18 protein-coding genes are annotated in these 16244 nt (G+C 75.4%); 7 read left to right on the top strand and 11 right to left on the bottom strand.

What is annotated here, in order from left to right:
* Window positions 1-28: 28 nt before the first annotated feature.
* Together ygfZ and ACI79H_RS07540 are read right to left on the bottom strand one after the other, a co-directional pair.
* Window positions 29-1150, bottom strand: a complete 1122-nt coding sequence (gene ygfZ, locus ACI79H_RS07545; RefSeq protein ID WP_456553763.1) for a CAF17-like 4Fe-4S cluster assembly/insertion protein YgfZ — start codon at window positions 1148-1150, stop codon at window positions 29-31.
* The gene (locus ACI79H_RS07540) at window positions 1147-1626 is read right to left on the bottom strand and encodes a Fur family transcriptional regulator (RefSeq protein WP_456553762.1); all 480 of its coding nucleotides are present in this window, start codon (window positions 1624-1626) and stop codon (window positions 1147-1149) included. The genes ygfZ and ACI79H_RS07540 overlap by 4 nt, the downstream gene beginning before the upstream one ends.
* Before the next feature lie 38 nt (window positions 1627-1664).
* Here ACI79H_RS07540 and ACI79H_RS07535 point away from each other — a divergent pair, with 38 nt between their 5' ends.
* The 3 genes from ACI79H_RS07535 (at window position 1665) to ACI79H_RS07525 (ending at window position 5049) form a co-directional block, all read left to right on the top strand.
* A complete protein-coding gene (locus ACI79H_RS07535; protein WP_456553761.1) occupies window positions 1665-2513 on the top strand; it encodes an aminotransferase class IV in 849 nt (282 codons plus the stop codon).
* Window positions 2514-2585: 72 nt separating this feature from the next.
* The gene (gene nhaA / locus ACI79H_RS07530; RefSeq protein WP_456553760.1) at window positions 2586-3998 is read left to right on the top strand and encodes a Na+/H+ antiporter NhaA; all 1413 of its coding nucleotides are present in this window, start codon (window positions 2586-2588) and stop codon (window positions 3996-3998) included.
* 316 nt (window positions 3999-4314) lie between these two features.
* Window positions 4315-5049, top strand: a complete 735-nt coding sequence (locus tag ACI79H_RS07525; protein WP_456553759.1) for a hypothetical protein — start codon at window positions 4315-4317, stop codon at window positions 5047-5049.
* 9 nt (window positions 5050-5058) lie between these two features.
* Here the strand turns inward: ACI79H_RS07525 and ACI79H_RS07520 are convergent, their stop codons facing one another.
* The 3 genes from ACI79H_RS07520 to ACI79H_RS07510 form a co-directional block, all read right to left on the bottom strand.
* Window positions 5059-6756 carry a DUF885 domain-containing protein gene (locus ACI79H_RS07520; RefSeq protein WP_456553758.1) on the bottom strand — a complete coding sequence of 566 codons (1698 nt, stop codon included), beginning with the start codon at window positions 6754-6756 and terminating at the stop codon, window positions 5059-5061.
* On the bottom strand, window positions 6753-7289 hold the full coding sequence (locus ACI79H_RS07515) for an FABP family protein (protein ID WP_456553757.1): 537 nt from the start codon (window positions 7287-7289) through the stop codon (window positions 6753-6755). Before ACI79H_RS07515 ends, ACI79H_RS07520 begins: the two co-directional genes overlap by 4 nt.
* Before the next feature lie 156 nt (window positions 7290-7445).
* Entirely contained in the window at window positions 7446-8375 is a 930-nt protein-coding gene (locus ACI79H_RS07510; protein ID WP_456553756.1) for an NAD-dependent epimerase/dehydratase family protein, read from the bottom strand.
* A 130-nt stretch (window positions 8376-8505) separates the two neighbouring features.
* Between ACI79H_RS07510 and ACI79H_RS07505 the strand changes: the two genes are divergently transcribed.
* Together ACI79H_RS07505 and ACI79H_RS07500 are read left to right on the top strand one after the other, a co-directional pair.
* On the top strand, window positions 8506-9183 hold the full coding sequence (locus tag ACI79H_RS07505; protein WP_456553755.1) for a TetR/AcrR family transcriptional regulator: 678 nt from the start codon (window positions 8506-8508) through the stop codon (window positions 9181-9183).
* 107 nt (window positions 9184-9290) lie between these two features.
* Window positions 9291-10532: a PP2C family protein-serine/threonine phosphatase gene (locus ACI79H_RS07500; protein WP_456553754.1), complete on the top strand. Its 1242-nt coding sequence runs from the start codon at window positions 9291-9293 to the stop codon at window positions 10530-10532.
* A gap of 68 nt (window positions 10533-10600) precedes the next feature.
* Here ACI79H_RS07500 and ACI79H_RS07495 read toward each other — a convergent pair whose 3' ends face one another.
* The 6 genes from ACI79H_RS07495 to ACI79H_RS07470 all read right to left on the bottom strand — a co-directional run bounded on the left by ACI79H_RS07495 (window position 10601) and on the right by ACI79H_RS07470 (window position 14387).
* A complete protein-coding gene (locus ACI79H_RS07495) occupies window positions 10601-10894 on the bottom strand; it encodes a DUF1416 domain-containing protein (protein WP_456553753.1) in 294 nt (97 codons plus the stop codon).
* A 6-nt stretch (window positions 10895-10900) separates the two neighbouring features.
* On the bottom strand, window positions 10901-11728 hold the full coding sequence (locus ACI79H_RS07490; RefSeq protein WP_456553752.1) for a sulfurtransferase: 828 nt from the start codon (window positions 11726-11728) through the stop codon (window positions 10901-10903).
* Window positions 11729-11770: 42 nt separating this feature from the next.
* Complete coding sequence (locus tag ACI79H_RS07485; protein WP_456553751.1) at window positions 11771-12205, bottom strand: DUF4395 domain-containing protein; 435 nt, start codon at window positions 12203-12205, stop codon at window positions 11771-11773.
* A 150-nt stretch (window positions 12206-12355) separates the two neighbouring features.
* Window positions 12356-12799, bottom strand: coding sequence for a thioredoxin family protein (locus ACI79H_RS07480; RefSeq protein ID WP_456553750.1), 444 nt, complete (start codon window positions 12797-12799; stop codon window positions 12356-12358).
* 30 nt (window positions 12800-12829) lie between these two features.
* Complete coding sequence (locus ACI79H_RS07475; protein WP_456553749.1) at window positions 12830-13522, bottom strand: LmeA family phospholipid-binding protein; 693 nt, start codon at window positions 13520-13522, stop codon at window positions 12830-12832.
* Between the two features lie 10 nt (window positions 13523-13532).
* On the bottom strand, window positions 13533-14387 hold the full coding sequence (locus tag ACI79H_RS07470; protein WP_456553748.1) for a hypothetical protein: 855 nt from the start codon (window positions 14385-14387) through the stop codon (window positions 13533-13535).
* A gap of 169 nt (window positions 14388-14556) precedes the next feature.
* Here ACI79H_RS07470 and ACI79H_RS07465 point away from each other — a divergent pair, with 169 nt between their 5' ends.
* Window positions 14557-15288, top strand: coding sequence for a winged helix-turn-helix transcriptional regulator (locus ACI79H_RS07465; RefSeq protein WP_456553747.1), 732 nt, complete (start codon window positions 14557-14559; stop codon window positions 15286-15288).
* A 7-nt stretch (window positions 15289-15295) separates the two neighbouring features.
* Complete coding sequence (gene mshD / locus ACI79H_RS07460; RefSeq protein ID WP_456553746.1) at window positions 15296-16195, top strand: mycothiol synthase; 900 nt, start codon at window positions 15296-15298, stop codon at window positions 16193-16195.
* The last annotated feature ends 49 nt before the right edge of the window (window positions 16196-16244 follow it).

Below are 16244 nucleotides of genomic sequence, written 5' to 3'. Positions count from 1 at the left end.
CGCGGCGCGGATCGGCGGACGTCGTCCGTCACGCCCTCGGCATCGTCGCAGACCGGACGGCGCGGATCCGGTCGCGCGCCGCCGCCCGGGTGTCGTCGATGTCCTGGACGGCGTCGTCGGGGTCGATGGCGGCCGACGAGCCGCCCACGGTCAGCGCCGCGTCCTGGGCCACCGACTGCTTCACCAGCGCCAGGGCGATGACCCCCAGCTCGTGGTGCCGGACGACGGTGCCGACCCGGCCCACCTCGCGTGCGCCGGCCAGCACCGGCGCCCCGGGCGCGGGCAGGTCCTCGCTGATGCCGTCGAGGTGCAGCAGCACCAGCCGGCGCGGCGGCCGGCCCAGGTTGTGCACCCGCGCGACGGTCTCCTGCCCGCGGTAGCAGCCCTTGTCCAGGTGGACGGCGCTGGTCAGCCACTCGAGCTCGTTGGGGATCGTGCGGTGGTCGCTGTCCACCCCCAGCCGCGGGCGGCGGGCCTCCACCCGCAGCGCCTCGTAGGCCTGCACGCCGGCCAGCCGCGCACCGGCGGCGAGCAGCCGGTCGGCGACGCCGTCGACCGCCGGGCGCGGGACGACGAGGTCCACCACGAGCGCCCCGCCGTCGCCGATCGGGCGCATCCGGTGGGCGAAGCCGCCGTCGGGCAGCGGCTCGACGGCGTGCTCGGCGGCCGGGGCGGAGAACCCCGCCGCGGCGAGCACGTCGAGCGCCCGGGGCCCGACCACCGAGAGCACCGCCCACTGCTCGGTGAGCAGCTGCGGCTCGACCCGCAGCATGAAGCGCATCTTCTCGAGGAAGGCGTGCAGCGCCGCGCCGGTGCCCGGCTCGACGTCGGCCCACGTCGTGCCGCCGGTCTCGGCGATGACGAGGTGGTGCTCGACGTGGCCCTGCGGCGAGAGCACCAGCGCCTCGCTGCCGGTGGCGTCGGCCAGCCGGTCGAGGTGCTGGCTGGTCAGGCTGTGCAGCCAGGAGAGCCGGTCGGCGCCGGGGACGGCGAGCACGTCCCGGTCGCTGCGGTCCACCAGCCCCGCGCCCTCGGCGAGGAGGCGCTGCTCGCGCAGCGGGTCGCCGTAGTGGGCGGCCACCGCGAAGGCGGCGTCCGCCGGCTCCTCGACGGCGACGGCGCCCGGGCGGGACAGCAGTGTGGAACTCATGGGATCTCCGATGCTCGTTCGCGGCACGCGCGGCAGGTCCCCGACAAGGCGACGTGCCCCACGTCGACCGTGAAACCCAGATCGGCGGCCAGACGTTCCGCCGCGCTGTCCAGCAGGTCGGGGGCGACCGAGGAGATCTCGCCGCAGCTGGCGCACACGACGTGCAGGTGCGGGTGCTCGGAGGCGTGGTAGACCGGCGCGCCCTTGCCCAGGTGGGTGTGCCAGACCAGGCCGAGCCGCTCGAGCAGCTCCAGGTTCCGGTAGACCGTGGAGGCGTCGGGCGCCGAGCCGCCGGGCCCGGCCTCCTCGCGCAGCCGCGCCCCGATCGCCTCCGGCGTCGCGTGCTCGAGGGTCTCCACGGCCGCCAGCACCCGGCGGCGCTGCGGGGTCAGCCGCAGGCCGCGGGCCCGCAGCCGCTCGGCCAGCGGAGCGGCCGCCCCGGCGCCGCCACCGGTCCCGTGCGCCTCGTGCCCCATGGCGCGACCCTATGCCCGCCGTCGGGCAGGCTGGGCCTGTGATCGATCAGCGCAGCGTCGCGGTCTGGCGGGACGGCGCGGCCGTCGCCGTCCCCGCGGACGAGCCCGTCGTGACCGCGTTCGACCAGGGCCTGGTGCGGGGGGACGGCGCCTTCGAGTCGGTGGCGGTGGTCGACGGGAGGACGCCGCACCTGCCCGCGCACCTGGCGCGGCTGGTGCGCTCGGCGGAGCTCCTGGAGATCCCGCACCCCGGGGACGACGTGTGGCGTGCGCTGGTCGGCGCGGTCCTCGACGGGTGGCCGGCCGGCACGGAGGGCGTGATCCGGCTGCTCCTCACCCGCGGGCAGGGCGAGGGCGCGCCGCCGACCGCCCTGGCCCTGCTGGCGCCGGTCCCCGCCGAGACGGTCCGCCAGCGCGACACCGGCATCTCGGTGGTCACCCTCTCCCTCGGCGTGCCGGCCGACTTCCGCGCGCAGGCGCCGTGGCTGCTGGGCGGGGCGAAGACGCTCTCCTACGCGGTCAACATGGCCGCCTACCGGCACGCGCACCGGCTCGGGGCCGACGACGTCGTCCTGACGTCGCTGGAGGGCCAGCTGCTGGAGGGGCCGACCTCCACCGTCGTCTGGGCGGCCGGCGGCGTCCTGCACACCCCACCGACGGAGACCGGGATCCTCCCCGGGACGACCGTGGCCCGGCTGTTCGAGCGCGCCGGTGCCGAGGGCCGGCCGACGGCGCGGACCCGCGGGACCGTCGCGGACCTGCACGCCGCCGACGCCGTCTGGCTGCTCTCGGGCGTGCGCGGCGCGGCGCCGGTGCACACCCTCGACGGCGTCCGCCGCGGCGACGCGGGTCTGACGACCCGCGTGCGGGAGCTGCTCGCCCGGTAGCCTGGGCCCCGGTGCGCCGGGAAGTCTGGTCGGCAACGTCTTCCATCGACCCCTTCTCCTGGAGCCGCCCCCGTGTCCAGCACCGCCCCCGCCAAGCTCTTCGGCCGCGGCTCGTGGCCCGAGGCGCAGCGCATCACCCGCGTCCTGCGCCGCGAGACCGTCGGCGGCGCGCTGCTGCTGGTCGCCGCGCTGATCGCGCTGGTGTGGGCGAACTCGCCGTGGGCCGGGACCTACGAGTCGCTGCGGGACACCCGCGTCGGACCGGCATCCCTGCACCTGGACCTGACGCTGGGCACCTGGGCCGCCGACGGCCTGCTGGCCATCTTCTTCTTCGTGGCCGGGCTCGAGCTCAAGCGCGAGTTCGTCGCCGGGGACCTCCGCGAACCGCGGCGCGCGGCGCTGCCGATCGCCGCCGCCGTCGGCGGGATGGCGGTGCCCGCCCTGTTCTTCGTGCTGTTCAACCTCGGCGGCCGCGAGGGCGCGCTGCAGGGCTGGGCCATCCCGTCCGCCACGGACATCGCCTTCGCCCTGGCCGTGCTGGCGGTGATCAGCACCCACCTGCCGACAGCGCTCCGCACGTTCCTGCTGACCCTGGCCGTCGTCGACGACCTGCTGGCCATCACGATCATCGCGATCTTCTACACCGCCGCGCTGGACGTCCCCGCCCTGCTGCTGTCACTGCTGCCGCTGGCGCTCTTCGGCTTCCTGGTGCAGAAGCGGATCCGCTCCTGGTGGCTGCTGCTGCCGCTCGCGGCGCTCACCTGGGTGCTCATGCACGAGTCCGGGGTGCACGCCACGGTCGCCGGCGTGCTCCTGGCCTTCACGGTGCCGGTGGTCCGCAGCCAGGCGGCCGGCGGACCGGACGCCGGCCCGGGCCTCGCCGAGCACTTCGAGCACCGGATCCGGCCGATCTCGGCGGGCGTCGCGGTCCCCATCTTCGCCTTCTTCTCCGCGGGGGTCGCGATCGGCGGCCTGTCCGGTCTCGGCGAGTCCCTGGGCGACAGCATCGCGATCGGCATCATGGTGGGCCTGGTCGCCGGCAAGGCGATCGGCATCACCGGCGCCACGTGGCTGGTCTCCCGCTTCACGCGCGCGCAGCTCGACGAGAACCTGGGCTGGCCGGACGTCATCGGTCTCGCCCTGCTCGGCGGCATGGGTTTCACCGTCTCGCTGCTGATCACCGAGCTCGCCTACGGCGCCGAGAGCGAGAGCTACGACCACGCGAAGGTCGGCATCCTGGCCGGGACGGTGATCGCGGCGGCGTTGGCCGCGGTCATCCTGCGGCTGCGCAACCGCCGCTACCGGGAGATCGCCGCGCAGGAGCGGGTGGACGTCGACGCCGACGGCATCCCCGACGTCTACGAAGCCCCCGAGGACATCGGCCCCGCCCCCTGGCCGACGGTCGACGACGACGCCGAGCACGAGCCGGACTGGCGGGGGACGCCCCCTCCCGGCCGGCCGGCGACGCCGTTCGCCGACAGCTGACTTTTCTGGTTGCCGAGGCTCTCGCGGCGGACGTACCGTCGTCGTACACGAGAGAGGAGGTGGTCCGTAACTTTGCAGAGCTACAGGACTCGTGAGGTGGCTGTCCGCTAGCCGCCGTCCAGATGGGCCGCCCGTTCAGACGACAGTCTGAACGACGGCAGATCGCCCGTCCGTCGTACGGCGGCGAGCGAGAACCGGACAGTCACCCGACCCCCGGGCCGCCGACCGTTGTCCAGTCGGCCCGCGTGCAGCTCCTCCTGAGGAAGCGCAGCGGAGCAGCCCGGGGGTTGTCCGTTCTCCGGGTACTTTCCCCTTCATGCAGCTGGGCGACCTGCCGGTCGAGACCGACGTCTCCTGCGGGGTCTGGATCTCCACGGCCCGCCGCCGCGGCGAGCCGGGCACCCTCGCCGCCCTGCTCCCCTCCGGCTTCGAGGCCTGCGCGCGGGTGTTCCACCCCGCCGTGCGCTACGCCGGGGACGACGACGTCGAGGTCAGCTGGGCCGAGGTGGCCGCGCACAACGGCACCCGCGTCCACCGGCTCATGCAGTGGCACACGATCACCGGGAGCTGGGACGCCCAGCCCTCCGAGGACCAGGCCGACCTGTGGGACGACGGCCCCGCCGAGGGCCACCTCCCCGTCGCGGTGGCCGAGCGGCTGGCCCGCGTCCTCGCCCGGCACACCACCGCTCCGCAGGACTGCGTGTTCGGGCGCTGGGACGGCTTCGGCTACGACCTCCCCGACCCGGCGACGCCGCCCCGCCTGCTGCTGCGCGGCAACCACGACGTCGTGCTGGTCCGCGGCACCGTCGCCGACGCCGTCCGCAACCTCGCGCCCGAGCCGCACGAGCAGAGCGCCAACCTGTGGTGGCCGGCCGACCGGGCCTGGTGCGTGGTCACCGACATCGATCTGACCAGCACCTACGTGGGCGGCAGCGCGGCGTGCATCGAGCAGGTGCTGGCCACCCCGGGCGTCGAGGCCCTGCCGGCCCGGCCGGAGGACCCGGTCTCCCTGGCCGCCGACACCGTCAACCCCCGGCCCGACAGCCGCTGAGGACGGCCCCTACAGCTGCGCGAGCTCGGCCTCCAGGTCGTCCAGCCCCAGCGAGCCCTGGGACAGCGCGGCCATGTGCCACGCCTTGAGGTCGAACGCGTCGCCGCGCGCCTGCCGCGCCTTCTCCCGGCCGGCCAGCCAGGCCCGCTCGCCCAGCTTGTAGCTGATCGCCTGCCCGGGGATGCCCAGGTAGCGGACCAGCTCGCTGTCGAGGAACGCGATCGCGGCGCCGGAGTTCTCGCCCAGGAAGGCCCGCGCGAGGTCCGGCGTCCACGGCTGCCCGCGGTGCTCGGCCAGCGCACCCTCGGCGTCGTCCGGGATCGGCAGCTGCAGGTGCATGCCGATGTCGATGACCACCCGCACCGAGCGCAGCTGCTGGGCGTCGAGGAAGCCCAGCCGGGTGCCGGGGTCGGCGAAGTAACCGAGCTCGTCCATGAACCGCTCGGCGTAGAGCGCCCAGCCCTCGACGTTGGCGCCGACCGAACCCACCGACGTCTGGTAGGTCGACAGCTCCCCAGCGACGTGCGCCCACTGCGCGAGCTGGAGGTGGTGGCCCGGGACGCCCTCGTGGTACCAGATCGAGACGAGGTCCCAGAGCGGGAAGCGGGTGCGGCCCAGCGTCGGCAGCCAGGTGCGGCCGGGCCGGGAGAAGTCCTGCGAGGGCCTGGTGTAGTACGGCGCCGCGGCGCTGCCGGGCGGGGCGATCATCGCCTCGACCCGGCGCAGCGGCTCGGCGAGGTCGAAGTGCGTGCCGTCCAGCTCGGCGATCGCCTCGTCCATCATCGCCTGCAGCCGGACCCGGATCTCCTCGACGCCCTCGACGGCCGGGCCGCTGGTCGCCAGCAGCCGCATGGCCTCCATCGGCGTCGCGCCGGCCTGGACGCGGTCGGCCTCGATCCGCTGCTCGGACAGGATCCGCTTGTGCTCGCCCCAGCCCCAGGCGTAGGCCTCCTCGAGCCCCCGATCGGGGCCGAGGTCCGAGCCGGTCCAGCGGCGCACCGCCATGGCGTACCGCTCGCGGCCGACGGCGTCGGGCACGTCCTCGGTCCGCGGTCCGTACTCGTCGCGCAGGTGGTCGCGGATCTCCGCGACGGCGGCGTCGGCCGCCGCGGCGGCCTCGAGCAGCTCCGGCTGCAGCGCCTCGGGCCCCGAGGCCACGAACGAGGTGAAGTACGGGCCGGCCATCCACTCGTCGAGCTGCTCGACGACGGTGCGCACCTGGCGCGGGGCGACCAGCAGGTCGCGGCGCACCGCCTCCTCGAGGGTCTCGCGGTAGCCGCGGTAGGCCTCGGGCACGCGGGCGATGCGGCGGGCGATCACCCCCCAGTCCTCGTCGGTCGCCGTCGGCATGAGGCTGAAGACCTGGCGGACCGAGTGGACCGGCGAGAACAGGATGTTCAGCGACCGGAAGCCCTCCCCCGCCCAGTGCGCGTCCAGCTCGGCGGTGAGCCGTTCGCGCAGCAGCCGGGCGCAGCGCCGCTCGACCGGGTCGTCGTCGAGAGAGGGGTCCTCGGCCAGCACGCGGTCGAGCTCGGCGAGCGTGCCGCGCACCAGGGCGACCTCGGCCTCCAGACCCTCCGGGGAGAGGTCGGGCAACCGGTCGTCGCCGGGGCGCACGCCGAGCTGGGTGGCCAGGATCGGGTCGAGCTCGGCGGCTGCGGCGACGTAGGCGTCGGCGACCTGGCGGGGCGTTGCGGGCGCGGTCATCGGAGCCTCTCCAGCCGGGCGGACATGGTGGGCCTCAGCGGGGCGTCGCCCACGGCGCGGTCGACGGCGTACATCAGCGCGCCCTCGACGATGCCGTAGAGCCGCACCGCGCGGGTCACCTCGGGGGCGTCCGGCGTGCGGGCCACGACGTCGGTGGCGAGCTCCCAGCTGGTCGTCGTCCGGGCGGCGCCGACGTAGATCTCCAGCAGCCCGTCCGCGCCGGCGACCAGCAGCTCGACGTCGTCGCCGTCACCGCGGGGCCGCCAGAAACCGGTCTCGCGGACGTCCGGGCCGACGACCTTCCCGTCGTCGGTCAGCCGCCAGGTGCGCGAGTCGTAGGCGAGGAAGCCGCGGCCGTCGTGGGCGAAGCGGATCCACTGGCCGAACCGGTGGTCGCCGCCCGACCCCGCAGCCTGGCCTTCGCCGTGCCACTCCCCCAGCAGCGGCAGCACCGACAGCAGCTGGTCGGAGACCTCCGGACCGCTGCGGACGTCGACGGTGTCGGGGACGGGCAGCTCGGTCGGCGCGCTCACCGCCGGCCCGCCGGGGGACGGCGGGACAGCCGCACGGCGCCGTAGCCGCAGGACAGCGCGGCCAGCGCCGCCAGGGTGACCATGACCCAGGCAGAAAGCATGGGCCTCACGGTAGTGACGCCGGCCGCCACCGGCCCCGCCCGGTGCCGCGGCGGCTCAGGCGGCGACCGGGACGGCGGCGGCGGTGGCCCGCACGACCTCGTCCCACGGCGTGGCCGTCAGCCCGAAGGCGGCGGTCGTCGCACTCGCGTCGGAGACGTACTCCTGGTCGAACTGGTGCCGGACGGCGACCACCTCGCGCATCATCGGGACGGCCACGCCCGCGGCACGCAGCACCGGCCACGGGATGCTGGTGACCCGCGGCGCCGGGGCCCCGGCTGCGGCGGCCAGGTCGGCCAGCGCCTGGCGCTGCGAGCGGGGCGCGGTCGTCGGCACGTGCCACGCGGCACCCAGTGCGCGCTCGTCGGTGCCCAGGGTGGCCAGCGTCGCGGCGACGTCGGGGAGGTAGGCCCAGCTGCGGCGCACGTCCGGATCGCCGACGACCCATGCGCGGCGTCCGGCGCGCAGGGCCGGCAGCTGGCGCACCAGGTGGGACTGGGCGGCCGGCACCTGCGGTCCGACGAAGTCCGCGGCGCGCGCCTCGGTGACCCGCACCCGCCCGGCCGCGTGCGCGGCGCGGGCCTCGGCCCACATCCGGTTGCGCACCCGGCCCTTGACGTCGGTGGCCGCGAGCGGGGAGCCCGGCGACATCGGGCCGGTCGGGCGCCCGTAGCCGTACAGGTTGCCCATCGTCACCAGGACGGCGCCGCTGCGCTCCGCCGCGGTCAGCAGCGCCGCGGCGACGGGCGGCCAGGCGGTCGCCCACCGGTGGTAGGCCGGGTTCACCGCGTTGTAGAGGACGTCGGCCCCCGACGCGGCCGCGGTCAGCGCCTCGGCGTCCGCGGCGTCCACCTGCCGGTGCTCCACGGTGTCCGTGGACCGCCCGCCGCTGCGGGACAGCACCCGGACGCGGTGGCCGCGGACGACGAGTTCCTCGGCGGTCGTCGTGCCGACCGGCCCCTTGCCGACGATGACGTGCAGTCCCATGACTCTCGCTCCCGGATCCCTGGCGAGAGCGGCGCTCTCGGCTGCGAGCGATGCTCCACCGGCAGGGACGGCCTGTCAAGAGCGGTGCTCTCTCTTGCGAACGGTGATCTCGCCGGTGCATCATCGACCCGTGCCCACCGCCCGGGAACGCGTCCGCGCCGAGCTCACCGCGGAGATCACCGACGCCGCCCGCCGCCAGCTGGCCGAGGTCGGCGCGGCCGGGTTGTCGCTGCGCGCGGTGGCCCGCGAGGTGGGCCTGGTCTCCTCGGCGGTGTACCGGTACTTCCCGAGCCGCGACGAGCTGCTGACCCGGCTGATCATCGACGGATACGACGCCCTCGGCGCGGCCGCGGAGGCGGCCGACACCCCCGGCGCCGAGCCGAGGACCCGGTGGCTGGCGGTCTGCCGCGCCGTCCGGTCGTGGGCGCTGGCCCACCCGCACGAGTACGCGCTCCTCTACGGCTCCCCCGTCCCCGGCTACGCGGCACCCCCGGACACCGTGCCGGCCGCGGCGCGGGTCGGCGTCGTGCTGGGCCGGGTCCTCGGCGACGCCGCCCGGTCCGGCGCCCTCCCGGCGACGACCGGGGAGCGGGACGCGACGCTGGTCAGCGAGGAGACGGCGGCCGTGCTCGGCGGCGACCACCCGGCGATCGACGACACCGTGCGGGTGCGCGCCCTGCTCGCCTGGAGCTCGCTGTTCGGCACGATCAGCTTCGAGCTGTTCGGCCACTACGTCGGCTCGGTGGAGGACGGCGACCGCTACTTCGACCGCGCCGCCGGCGAGCTGGCCTCGCTCCTCGGGCTCTGACCGCCTCCTCCAGCGACCGCGGTCACCCGTTTCCGGAGGCGCCGACGCGGGGAGGATCGACGGACGAGAGGCCGGTCGGCCGGCCGCCCCGAGGAGCGGAGGTGCACGTGCGGACGCCCGAGGAGGAGCTCGCACGCGCGCTCGGCCGTTACGAGTGGGTGCTGGCCAACGTGGCCGACGGCATCTACGGCCTCGACGCCCAGGGCCGGGTGGAGTTCGTGAACCCCTCCGCCGTCCGCATCACCGGCTACCCGCCGTCCCAGCAGAAGGGCGCGGACCAGCACGCGCTCATCCACGCCCGCCGCGCCGACGGCTCGCCGTACCCCCGCGAGGAGTGCCCGGTCCACCGCGCCCTGCGCACCGGCCGGACCGTGGTCGCCGACGACGAGGTGTTCTGGCGCAGCGACGGCAGCCCGGTGCCCGTCGAGCTGGTCGCCGTCCCCACCGTGGAGGACGGTGCGGTGACCGGCGCCATCGTCTCGTTCCGCGACCTCACCGAGCGGCGGGCGGCCGCGGCGCAGGCGAGCGAGCTGGACAGGCTGGCCGTCGAGGCGGCCGCCTCGCGGACGCTCTCCGACCGGCTGCAGCAGGCGCTGCTCACCCCGCCGCCCGAGCCCGACCACCTGCACGTCGCCGTCCGGTACCTGCCCGCCGGCCACCAGGCCCAGGTCGGCGGCGACTGGTACGACGCCTTCCTCCAGCCCGACGGCGCGACGATGCTGGCGATCGGCGACGTCGTGGGGCACGGGAGCGACGCCGCCGCCGCGATGGGGCAGCTCCGCGGCGTGCTGCGGGCACTGGCCTACGACAACGACGAGACACCGGCGGCGACGCTGCAGCGCGTCGACCGGACCGCCCAGGGGCTGGCGGTGTCCACCCTCGCCACCGCGATCCTCGCCCGCATCGAGCGGCACCCCGACGTGCCCGTGACCGGCCGCCGGCTCGTGCGCTGGAGCAACGCCGGACACGTGCCCCCGGTGCTGCTCCTCCCCGACGGCAGCTCACGGGTGCTCGGCACCCGGGCGGACCTGATGCTCGGCGTCGATCCCGCCGCGCCCCGGCAGGACCACGTCGTGGAGCTCGACTCCGACCAGACCCTGCTGCTGGTCACCGACGGACTGGTCGAGCGGCGCGGATCCGACCTGGACGAGGGCATGGCCCGGCTCCAGGAGGCGCTGCGCGACGTCGGCCGCACCCCGCTCGAGGAGCTCCTGGACACGGTCCTCACCCGGCTGGTGCCGCGGGCGGGCGAGGACGACGTCGCCGTCGTCGCGGTGCGCGCCTACCCGGAGGACCGCCCCCGGCCGCCCGAGGCCGGCCCCAACGTGCTGCCGCCGGGCATCGACTGAACACCGCAGCGCCCGCCCCGGCCGGAGCCGGGACGGGCGCTGCCGTGCTGGGACCGCGTGGGCGGTCGTCAGTCGATGACGATGGTCGTCTCGTTCAGGCCGACCTCGGCGTCGAGGACCCGCTCGCCCTTGCCCACCGGGGCCAGGGAGCGGACCTTCCACGTACCGGGGGCGGCGAAGAACCGGAACTCGCCCTCGGGGCTGGTGACCACCTCGGCGGTGAACTCGTCCGTGCTGTCGAGCAGCCGGACGTAGGCGCCGGCGACCGGCGCGCCGTCGTGCCAGACCTGGCCCTGGATGACCGTCTGGGTGCTCAGGTCGATGCCGGCGAGGGCACCGCCCTGCTTCGGGGCTCCGCACATGTCAGCTCACTTCTCGATCGGGACGCCGACGAGCGAGCCGTACTCGACCCAGCTGCCGTCGTAGTTCTTCACGTTCTTCTTGCCGAGCAGCTCGCTGAGCACGAACCAGGTGTGGCTGGAGCGCTCGCCGATCCGGCAGTAGGCGATCGTCTCCTTGCTGTCGTCGAAGCCCTGCTCGCCGTAGAGGGCGGTCAGCTGCTCGTCGGACTTGAAGGTGCCGTCCTCGTTGGCGGCCTTGCTCCACGGGATGTTGATGGCCGTGGGCACGTGGCCGGCCCGCTGCGACTGCTCCTGCGGGAGGTGCGCCGGGGCGAGGATCTTGCCGGAGAACTCGTCGGGGGAGCGCACGTCGACCAGGTTCTTGCTGCCGATCGCGGCCACGACCTCGTCGCGGAAGGCGCGGATGGACAGGTCCGGCTCGCTCGCCGAGTACTGCGTGGCGGGACGCTCGACGGCGTCCTTGGACAGCGGGCGCCCGTCGAGCTCCCACTTCTTGCGGCCGCCGTCCATCAGCTTGACGTCGCGGTGGCCGTAGATCTTGAAGTACCAGTACGCGTAGGCGGCGAACCAGTTGTTGTTACCGCCGTAGAGCACCACGGTGTCGTCGTTGCCGATGCCGCGGGAGGACAGCAGCGCCTCGAACGCGCTCTTGTCCAGGTAGTCGCGGCGCAGCGGGTCCTGCAGGTCCTGCTTCCAGTCCAGCTTGACGGCGCCCTCGATGTGGCCGCCGTCGTAGGCGCTGGTGTCCTCGTCGACCTCGACGAGGACGATGCCGGGCTGGCCCAGGTTCTCCTGGACCCAGTCGACGGTGACGAGCACGTCGTTGCGGCTCATGGGTAGCTCCCTGTGGTCGGTCGTGCGGTGGTCGGTGGGCGGTCAGGCGGTGCGGGCGGGCAGCGCCCGCCGGGCGATCAGGTACAGCTCGCAGCCCAGGCAGAAGCCGGTGGCCGCGTTGAGCAGGGCCGCCACGAGCGCGAGCCCGGTGGCGACGGCGCCGAGCAGGGGGGCGCCGAGCAGGTAGCCGGCGGCGCCGGCGACGGTGAACAGCAGGCCGACGAGCTGGGCGAAGCGCGGCGGCGCCTCCGGTTCGCGCTCGCGGACCGGCCCCAGCCGCGGCGCGACGAGCACGCGGAAGAGCAGGCCGTACGGCGCGACCCGTAGGCCCGCCGCCGCGCCGACGGCGAAGACCAGCGCCTGGGCGGCGACCAGCCAGCCGCTGCCGGTGAGCAGCGCGACGGCGAGGACGACGGAGGTGAGCGCCGCGGCGAAGCGGGGCGCGCGCACGTCGATCTGCGCGGGGGGTGCGGTCATTGCGGGAGAGGACCTTCGGACGGCGGACGGGGCGCGTCTGGTCGGTCGGGTGCCGACCTCAGGAGGTCGGACACAGGCAGCTGCCGACGCGGCACAGGTCGACTGTGCGGCGCGAGGTCAGCAGGATGCCCACGGCGCGAGGGTAGCTGATCACCGGGAGACCCCAGCATGGGCGTCCACCAGGGCGAGCAGCTCGTCCGGCCGCGGGGCGCCGCTGCTGCGCCCGACGAGGGCTCCGGACCGGTCCAAGTAGAACAGCGTGGGCGTGCGGCGGACGTCGAGCTCCCGGACCTCGTCGAGGTGGCTCTCGGCGTCGACCTGCACCACGGCCAGCCCCGGCCGGGTGGTCTGCAGCTGCGCCAGCCGGGCCTTGGTCGCGCGGCAGGGACCACAGAACGCGGTGGAGAACTGGACGACGGTGAGGTCGGCGTCGGCCGGGCGCACGCCGAGCCGCTGGAACGCTGCGGAGGCCACCGGCACCTCGCCTCCCTCCCGCGCGGGGCGCACGGCCCCGTCGCGCGTCCTCGACCACCACGCCGCGATCGCCGTGACGGCGAGCGCCACGGCGAGGACGACGATCCCGGTCGTGCTCATCGACCGGCACAACCCGATCGATCCGGTCGGCTATTCCGTCGTCAGCACCGCGTCGGTCGCCTCGACCCTCACCAGGACGCCATCGTCGGCGGGTGAGACGCCGGTCAGCTGCAGCCCGAAGGGCAGCTCGGGGACGGTGTAGCGCAGGTCGAGCAGATCGCTGACCCGGTCGACGAGGGAGCCGGGCAGCTCGATCCCCGCCCCGGACGCGCGGTCGACGTCGACGACCAGCTGGTCGCCCTCGAGCACCACCGTGCCGGCGGCGGACACCGGGAAGGTCTGGCCCAGCACCTCGACGGTCCGGGTGATCCGCAGCCCCTCGCCCTCGGGCGCGACCACCGCGTCCCCGCCCAGCTGAGCGGCGAGCACGTCGTAGGAGATCGTCGCCGTGCCGTCGATGCGGTCCACCGGCAGCTCGGTGACCGACCCCGACAGCGCGTCGGACAGCGCGAGGCGCACGCCGCGCAGGGCCACGTCCACCGGGACGGCGTCGGCCTGCCCGGGCTGGGTGGCGGTCAGCGAGATGCGGATGTCGTCGTACCGGCCGCCCACGGCCTGGGTCAGGAAGGGGAACCCGCGGACGTCGACCTCCGGCTCGCCGGTCACCTCCTCCTGGGCGGCCAGCTCGTCGGCCACCCGACCCTCCACGACCGCGACGGCCACCCGGTCACCGACGACGAGCAGGCCGAGCAGCAGGACGAGGACGACCAGCAGCGCCCTCACCGGCGCGCGCTCACAGCGCCGCCTGCAGCGCGAGGGCGACCGGCGCGCAGGCCGCGAGCGGCAGCGCCACCTGGACCACCGGGAGCACCCAGCGGGAGAACCGCTGCTCGCCGGCGCCGGGCCCGCCGTCGTCCGCAGCGGGCGTGGCCTCGACCACGAGGTAGCTGGCCACCAGGCCGGTCAGCGCGGCGACCCCGCCGATGACGCCCCCGTGCACCAGCGCGCGCTCGGCGTCGAGGGCATCCCCCGTGCCGGCCGCCAGCACGGCCGCACCGGCGGCGGCGAGGACGGCGAGGACCACGCCGACCAGGCCGCGCGGGACCCCGTCGGCCAGCTGCGGGCGGGGCAGCACGACGTCGACGAGGTGGCCCGCGACCAGCGCCGCGCCGACGGCGACCAGCGCGACGAGCGCCCGCTCGGAGCCGGTGTCGGTGCGGCCGAGCAGCAGCAGCGCGGCCAGCGAGGCGACGGCGACGAGCAGCAGCACCGAGCCGGCGAGCGAGGCGACCAGATCGTGCCGCGGCCGGCGCAGCATCTGCTGCACCACGACGGCGAGGAAGCCCACGCCGACGACGGCCAGCAGCTCGCCGAGCTCGGGGTCCGACGGCAGCACGAGGGCGAGGTCGGCGGCCACCGCCGCGGCGGCGCCCACCGCCAGCGAGCCGGCGAACCCCTGCACGCCGGTCACCAGCACCCAGCACAGGACCAGCCCCAGCTGCAGCACCAGCACGGCGGCCAGCCGGCCGGTCTGGTCGAGCACCGCGGGCAGCCCGACCAGCAGGGCGACGGCGACCGCCGCGCACGCCGCCGCGGGCAGGTGGTGCTCCCGCGCCGTCAGGCGGGAGGTCGGGGCGGCGGCGCTCACGCGGTCGATGGTCGCAGATCCCGGCGTCCTGGCCGGTCACCGCCGCGAGGGAGGTTCACCGCCGGCACCTGCCCCTGCGGGCGCTCGTCGGTTACGCTGCCCCCTCACCTCGACAGCGCCGTCGACGGCTGCCGCGGCTGCGCGTCGCGGGAACTCGCGAGGAGACGACATGCGACTGGTCCTCATGACCTCGGCGCGCCAGGCGACGACCGAGGTGCTGCCCGCACTGGGGCTGCTCGGCCACGAGGTCCGCGTGGTCGCCCCCGAGCTGTCGAGCCTGCTGGACGGCGACTCCGGCGACGTCGTCCTGGTCGACGCCCGGCACGACCTCATCCGCGCCCGCACGCTGTGCGGGCTGCTCTCGTCCACCGGCGTGGCCTCGGCCCTGGTGGCGGTGCTGTCCGAGGGCGGTCTGGTCGCGCTGTCGGCCGACTGGGGCGTCGACGACGTCCTGCTCGACACCGCCGGCCCGGCGGAGGTCGACGCCCGGCTCAAGTGGGCCACCGCCCGCCGGCTGGCCGCGGCCACCCCCGCCGACGGCGCGGACAAGGGCGTCACCCAGGCCGGCGAGCTGGTCATCGACGAGCACAGCTACTCGGCCAAGCTCCGCGGCCGCCCGCTCGACCTCACCTACAAGGAGTTCGAGCTGCTGAAGTACCTGGCCCAGCACCCGGGCCGGGTCTTCTCCCGCGCGCAGCTGCTCCAGGAGATCTGGGGCTACGACTACTTCGGCGGCACCCGCACCGTCGACGTCCACGTGCGCCGGCTGCGCGCGAAGCTCGGCACCGAGCACGAGGCGCTCATCGGCACCGTCCGCAACGTCGGCTACAAGCTCGACCAGCAGGTCGCCGACGCCGCGGCGCGGGCCACCCAGGCGGAGACCGACGCCGAGCTGGTCTGATGGGCCGGTGAGCCCCGAGCCCGTCGCGGACATCCCCGTCGACGCCGTCCTCGCGCTGCTGCGCGCCGCCTCCGCCGCCGACGGCGTCCGGCCGCTGTCCGAGGAGGCGGAGCTGCGGCTGCAGCACGCCGTCCCGGGCGGGCACGACCTCCTGGTGCGCGAGGGCGGCACCGTCGTCGGCTACGCCCGGTACGACGACGGCGTCGCCGAGCTCGTGGTCCACCCGGAGCAGCGCCGGCGCGGGCACGGCCGCGCCCTGCTGGGGCAGCTGCTCGAGCTGGCCGGCGACCGGCGGCTGGACGTCTGGGCGCACGGCGACCTGCCCGGGTCGGCGGAGCTCCTGGCGCCGCACGGCTTCACCCGGGCCCGCGTGCTGCTGCAGATGCGCCGCGACCTGGCCGGCGTCGACCCCGACCCGCGGCCGCAGCTCCCCGACGACGTGCAGGTCCTGCCCTTCCGCGTCGGCCGGGACGAGGACGCCTGGCTGCGGGTCAACGCCCGCGCCTTCGCCTGGCACCCCGAGCAGGGCCGGATGAGCCGCACCGACCTCGAGCTGCGCGAGACCGAGCCCTGGTTCGACCCCGCAGGCTTCCTGCTGGCCTGGCGCGGCGACCCGGACGCCGGCGGCAACCTGCTCGGCTCGCACTGGACGAAGGTGCACCCGGCGGGCGACGCCGGCCCCGACCCGGTCGGCGAGATCTACGTGCTCGGCGTCGACCCGGACGCGCAGGGCCTGCGGCTCGGCGGGGCGCTCACCGACCTGGGCCTGGCGCACCTGCGCCGTGAGGGTCTCGGCTCGGTCCTGCTCTACGTCGAGGAGGACAACGCCTCCGCCGTCCGGCTGTACGAGGGGCGGGGTTTCACCCGCTTCTCCGTCGACGTCTCCTGGCGGCGCGAGGGGGCCTGAGACCACTTCCGCGGGCTGCCACGCGCCGGTTCACCCGTTGGACGTATGA

Source organism: Blastococcus sp. SYSU D01042, assembly GCF_054050515.1.
Note: the sequence above shows the minus strand (reverse complement) of the source record. Positions and strands in the feature narration are given on the sequence as shown.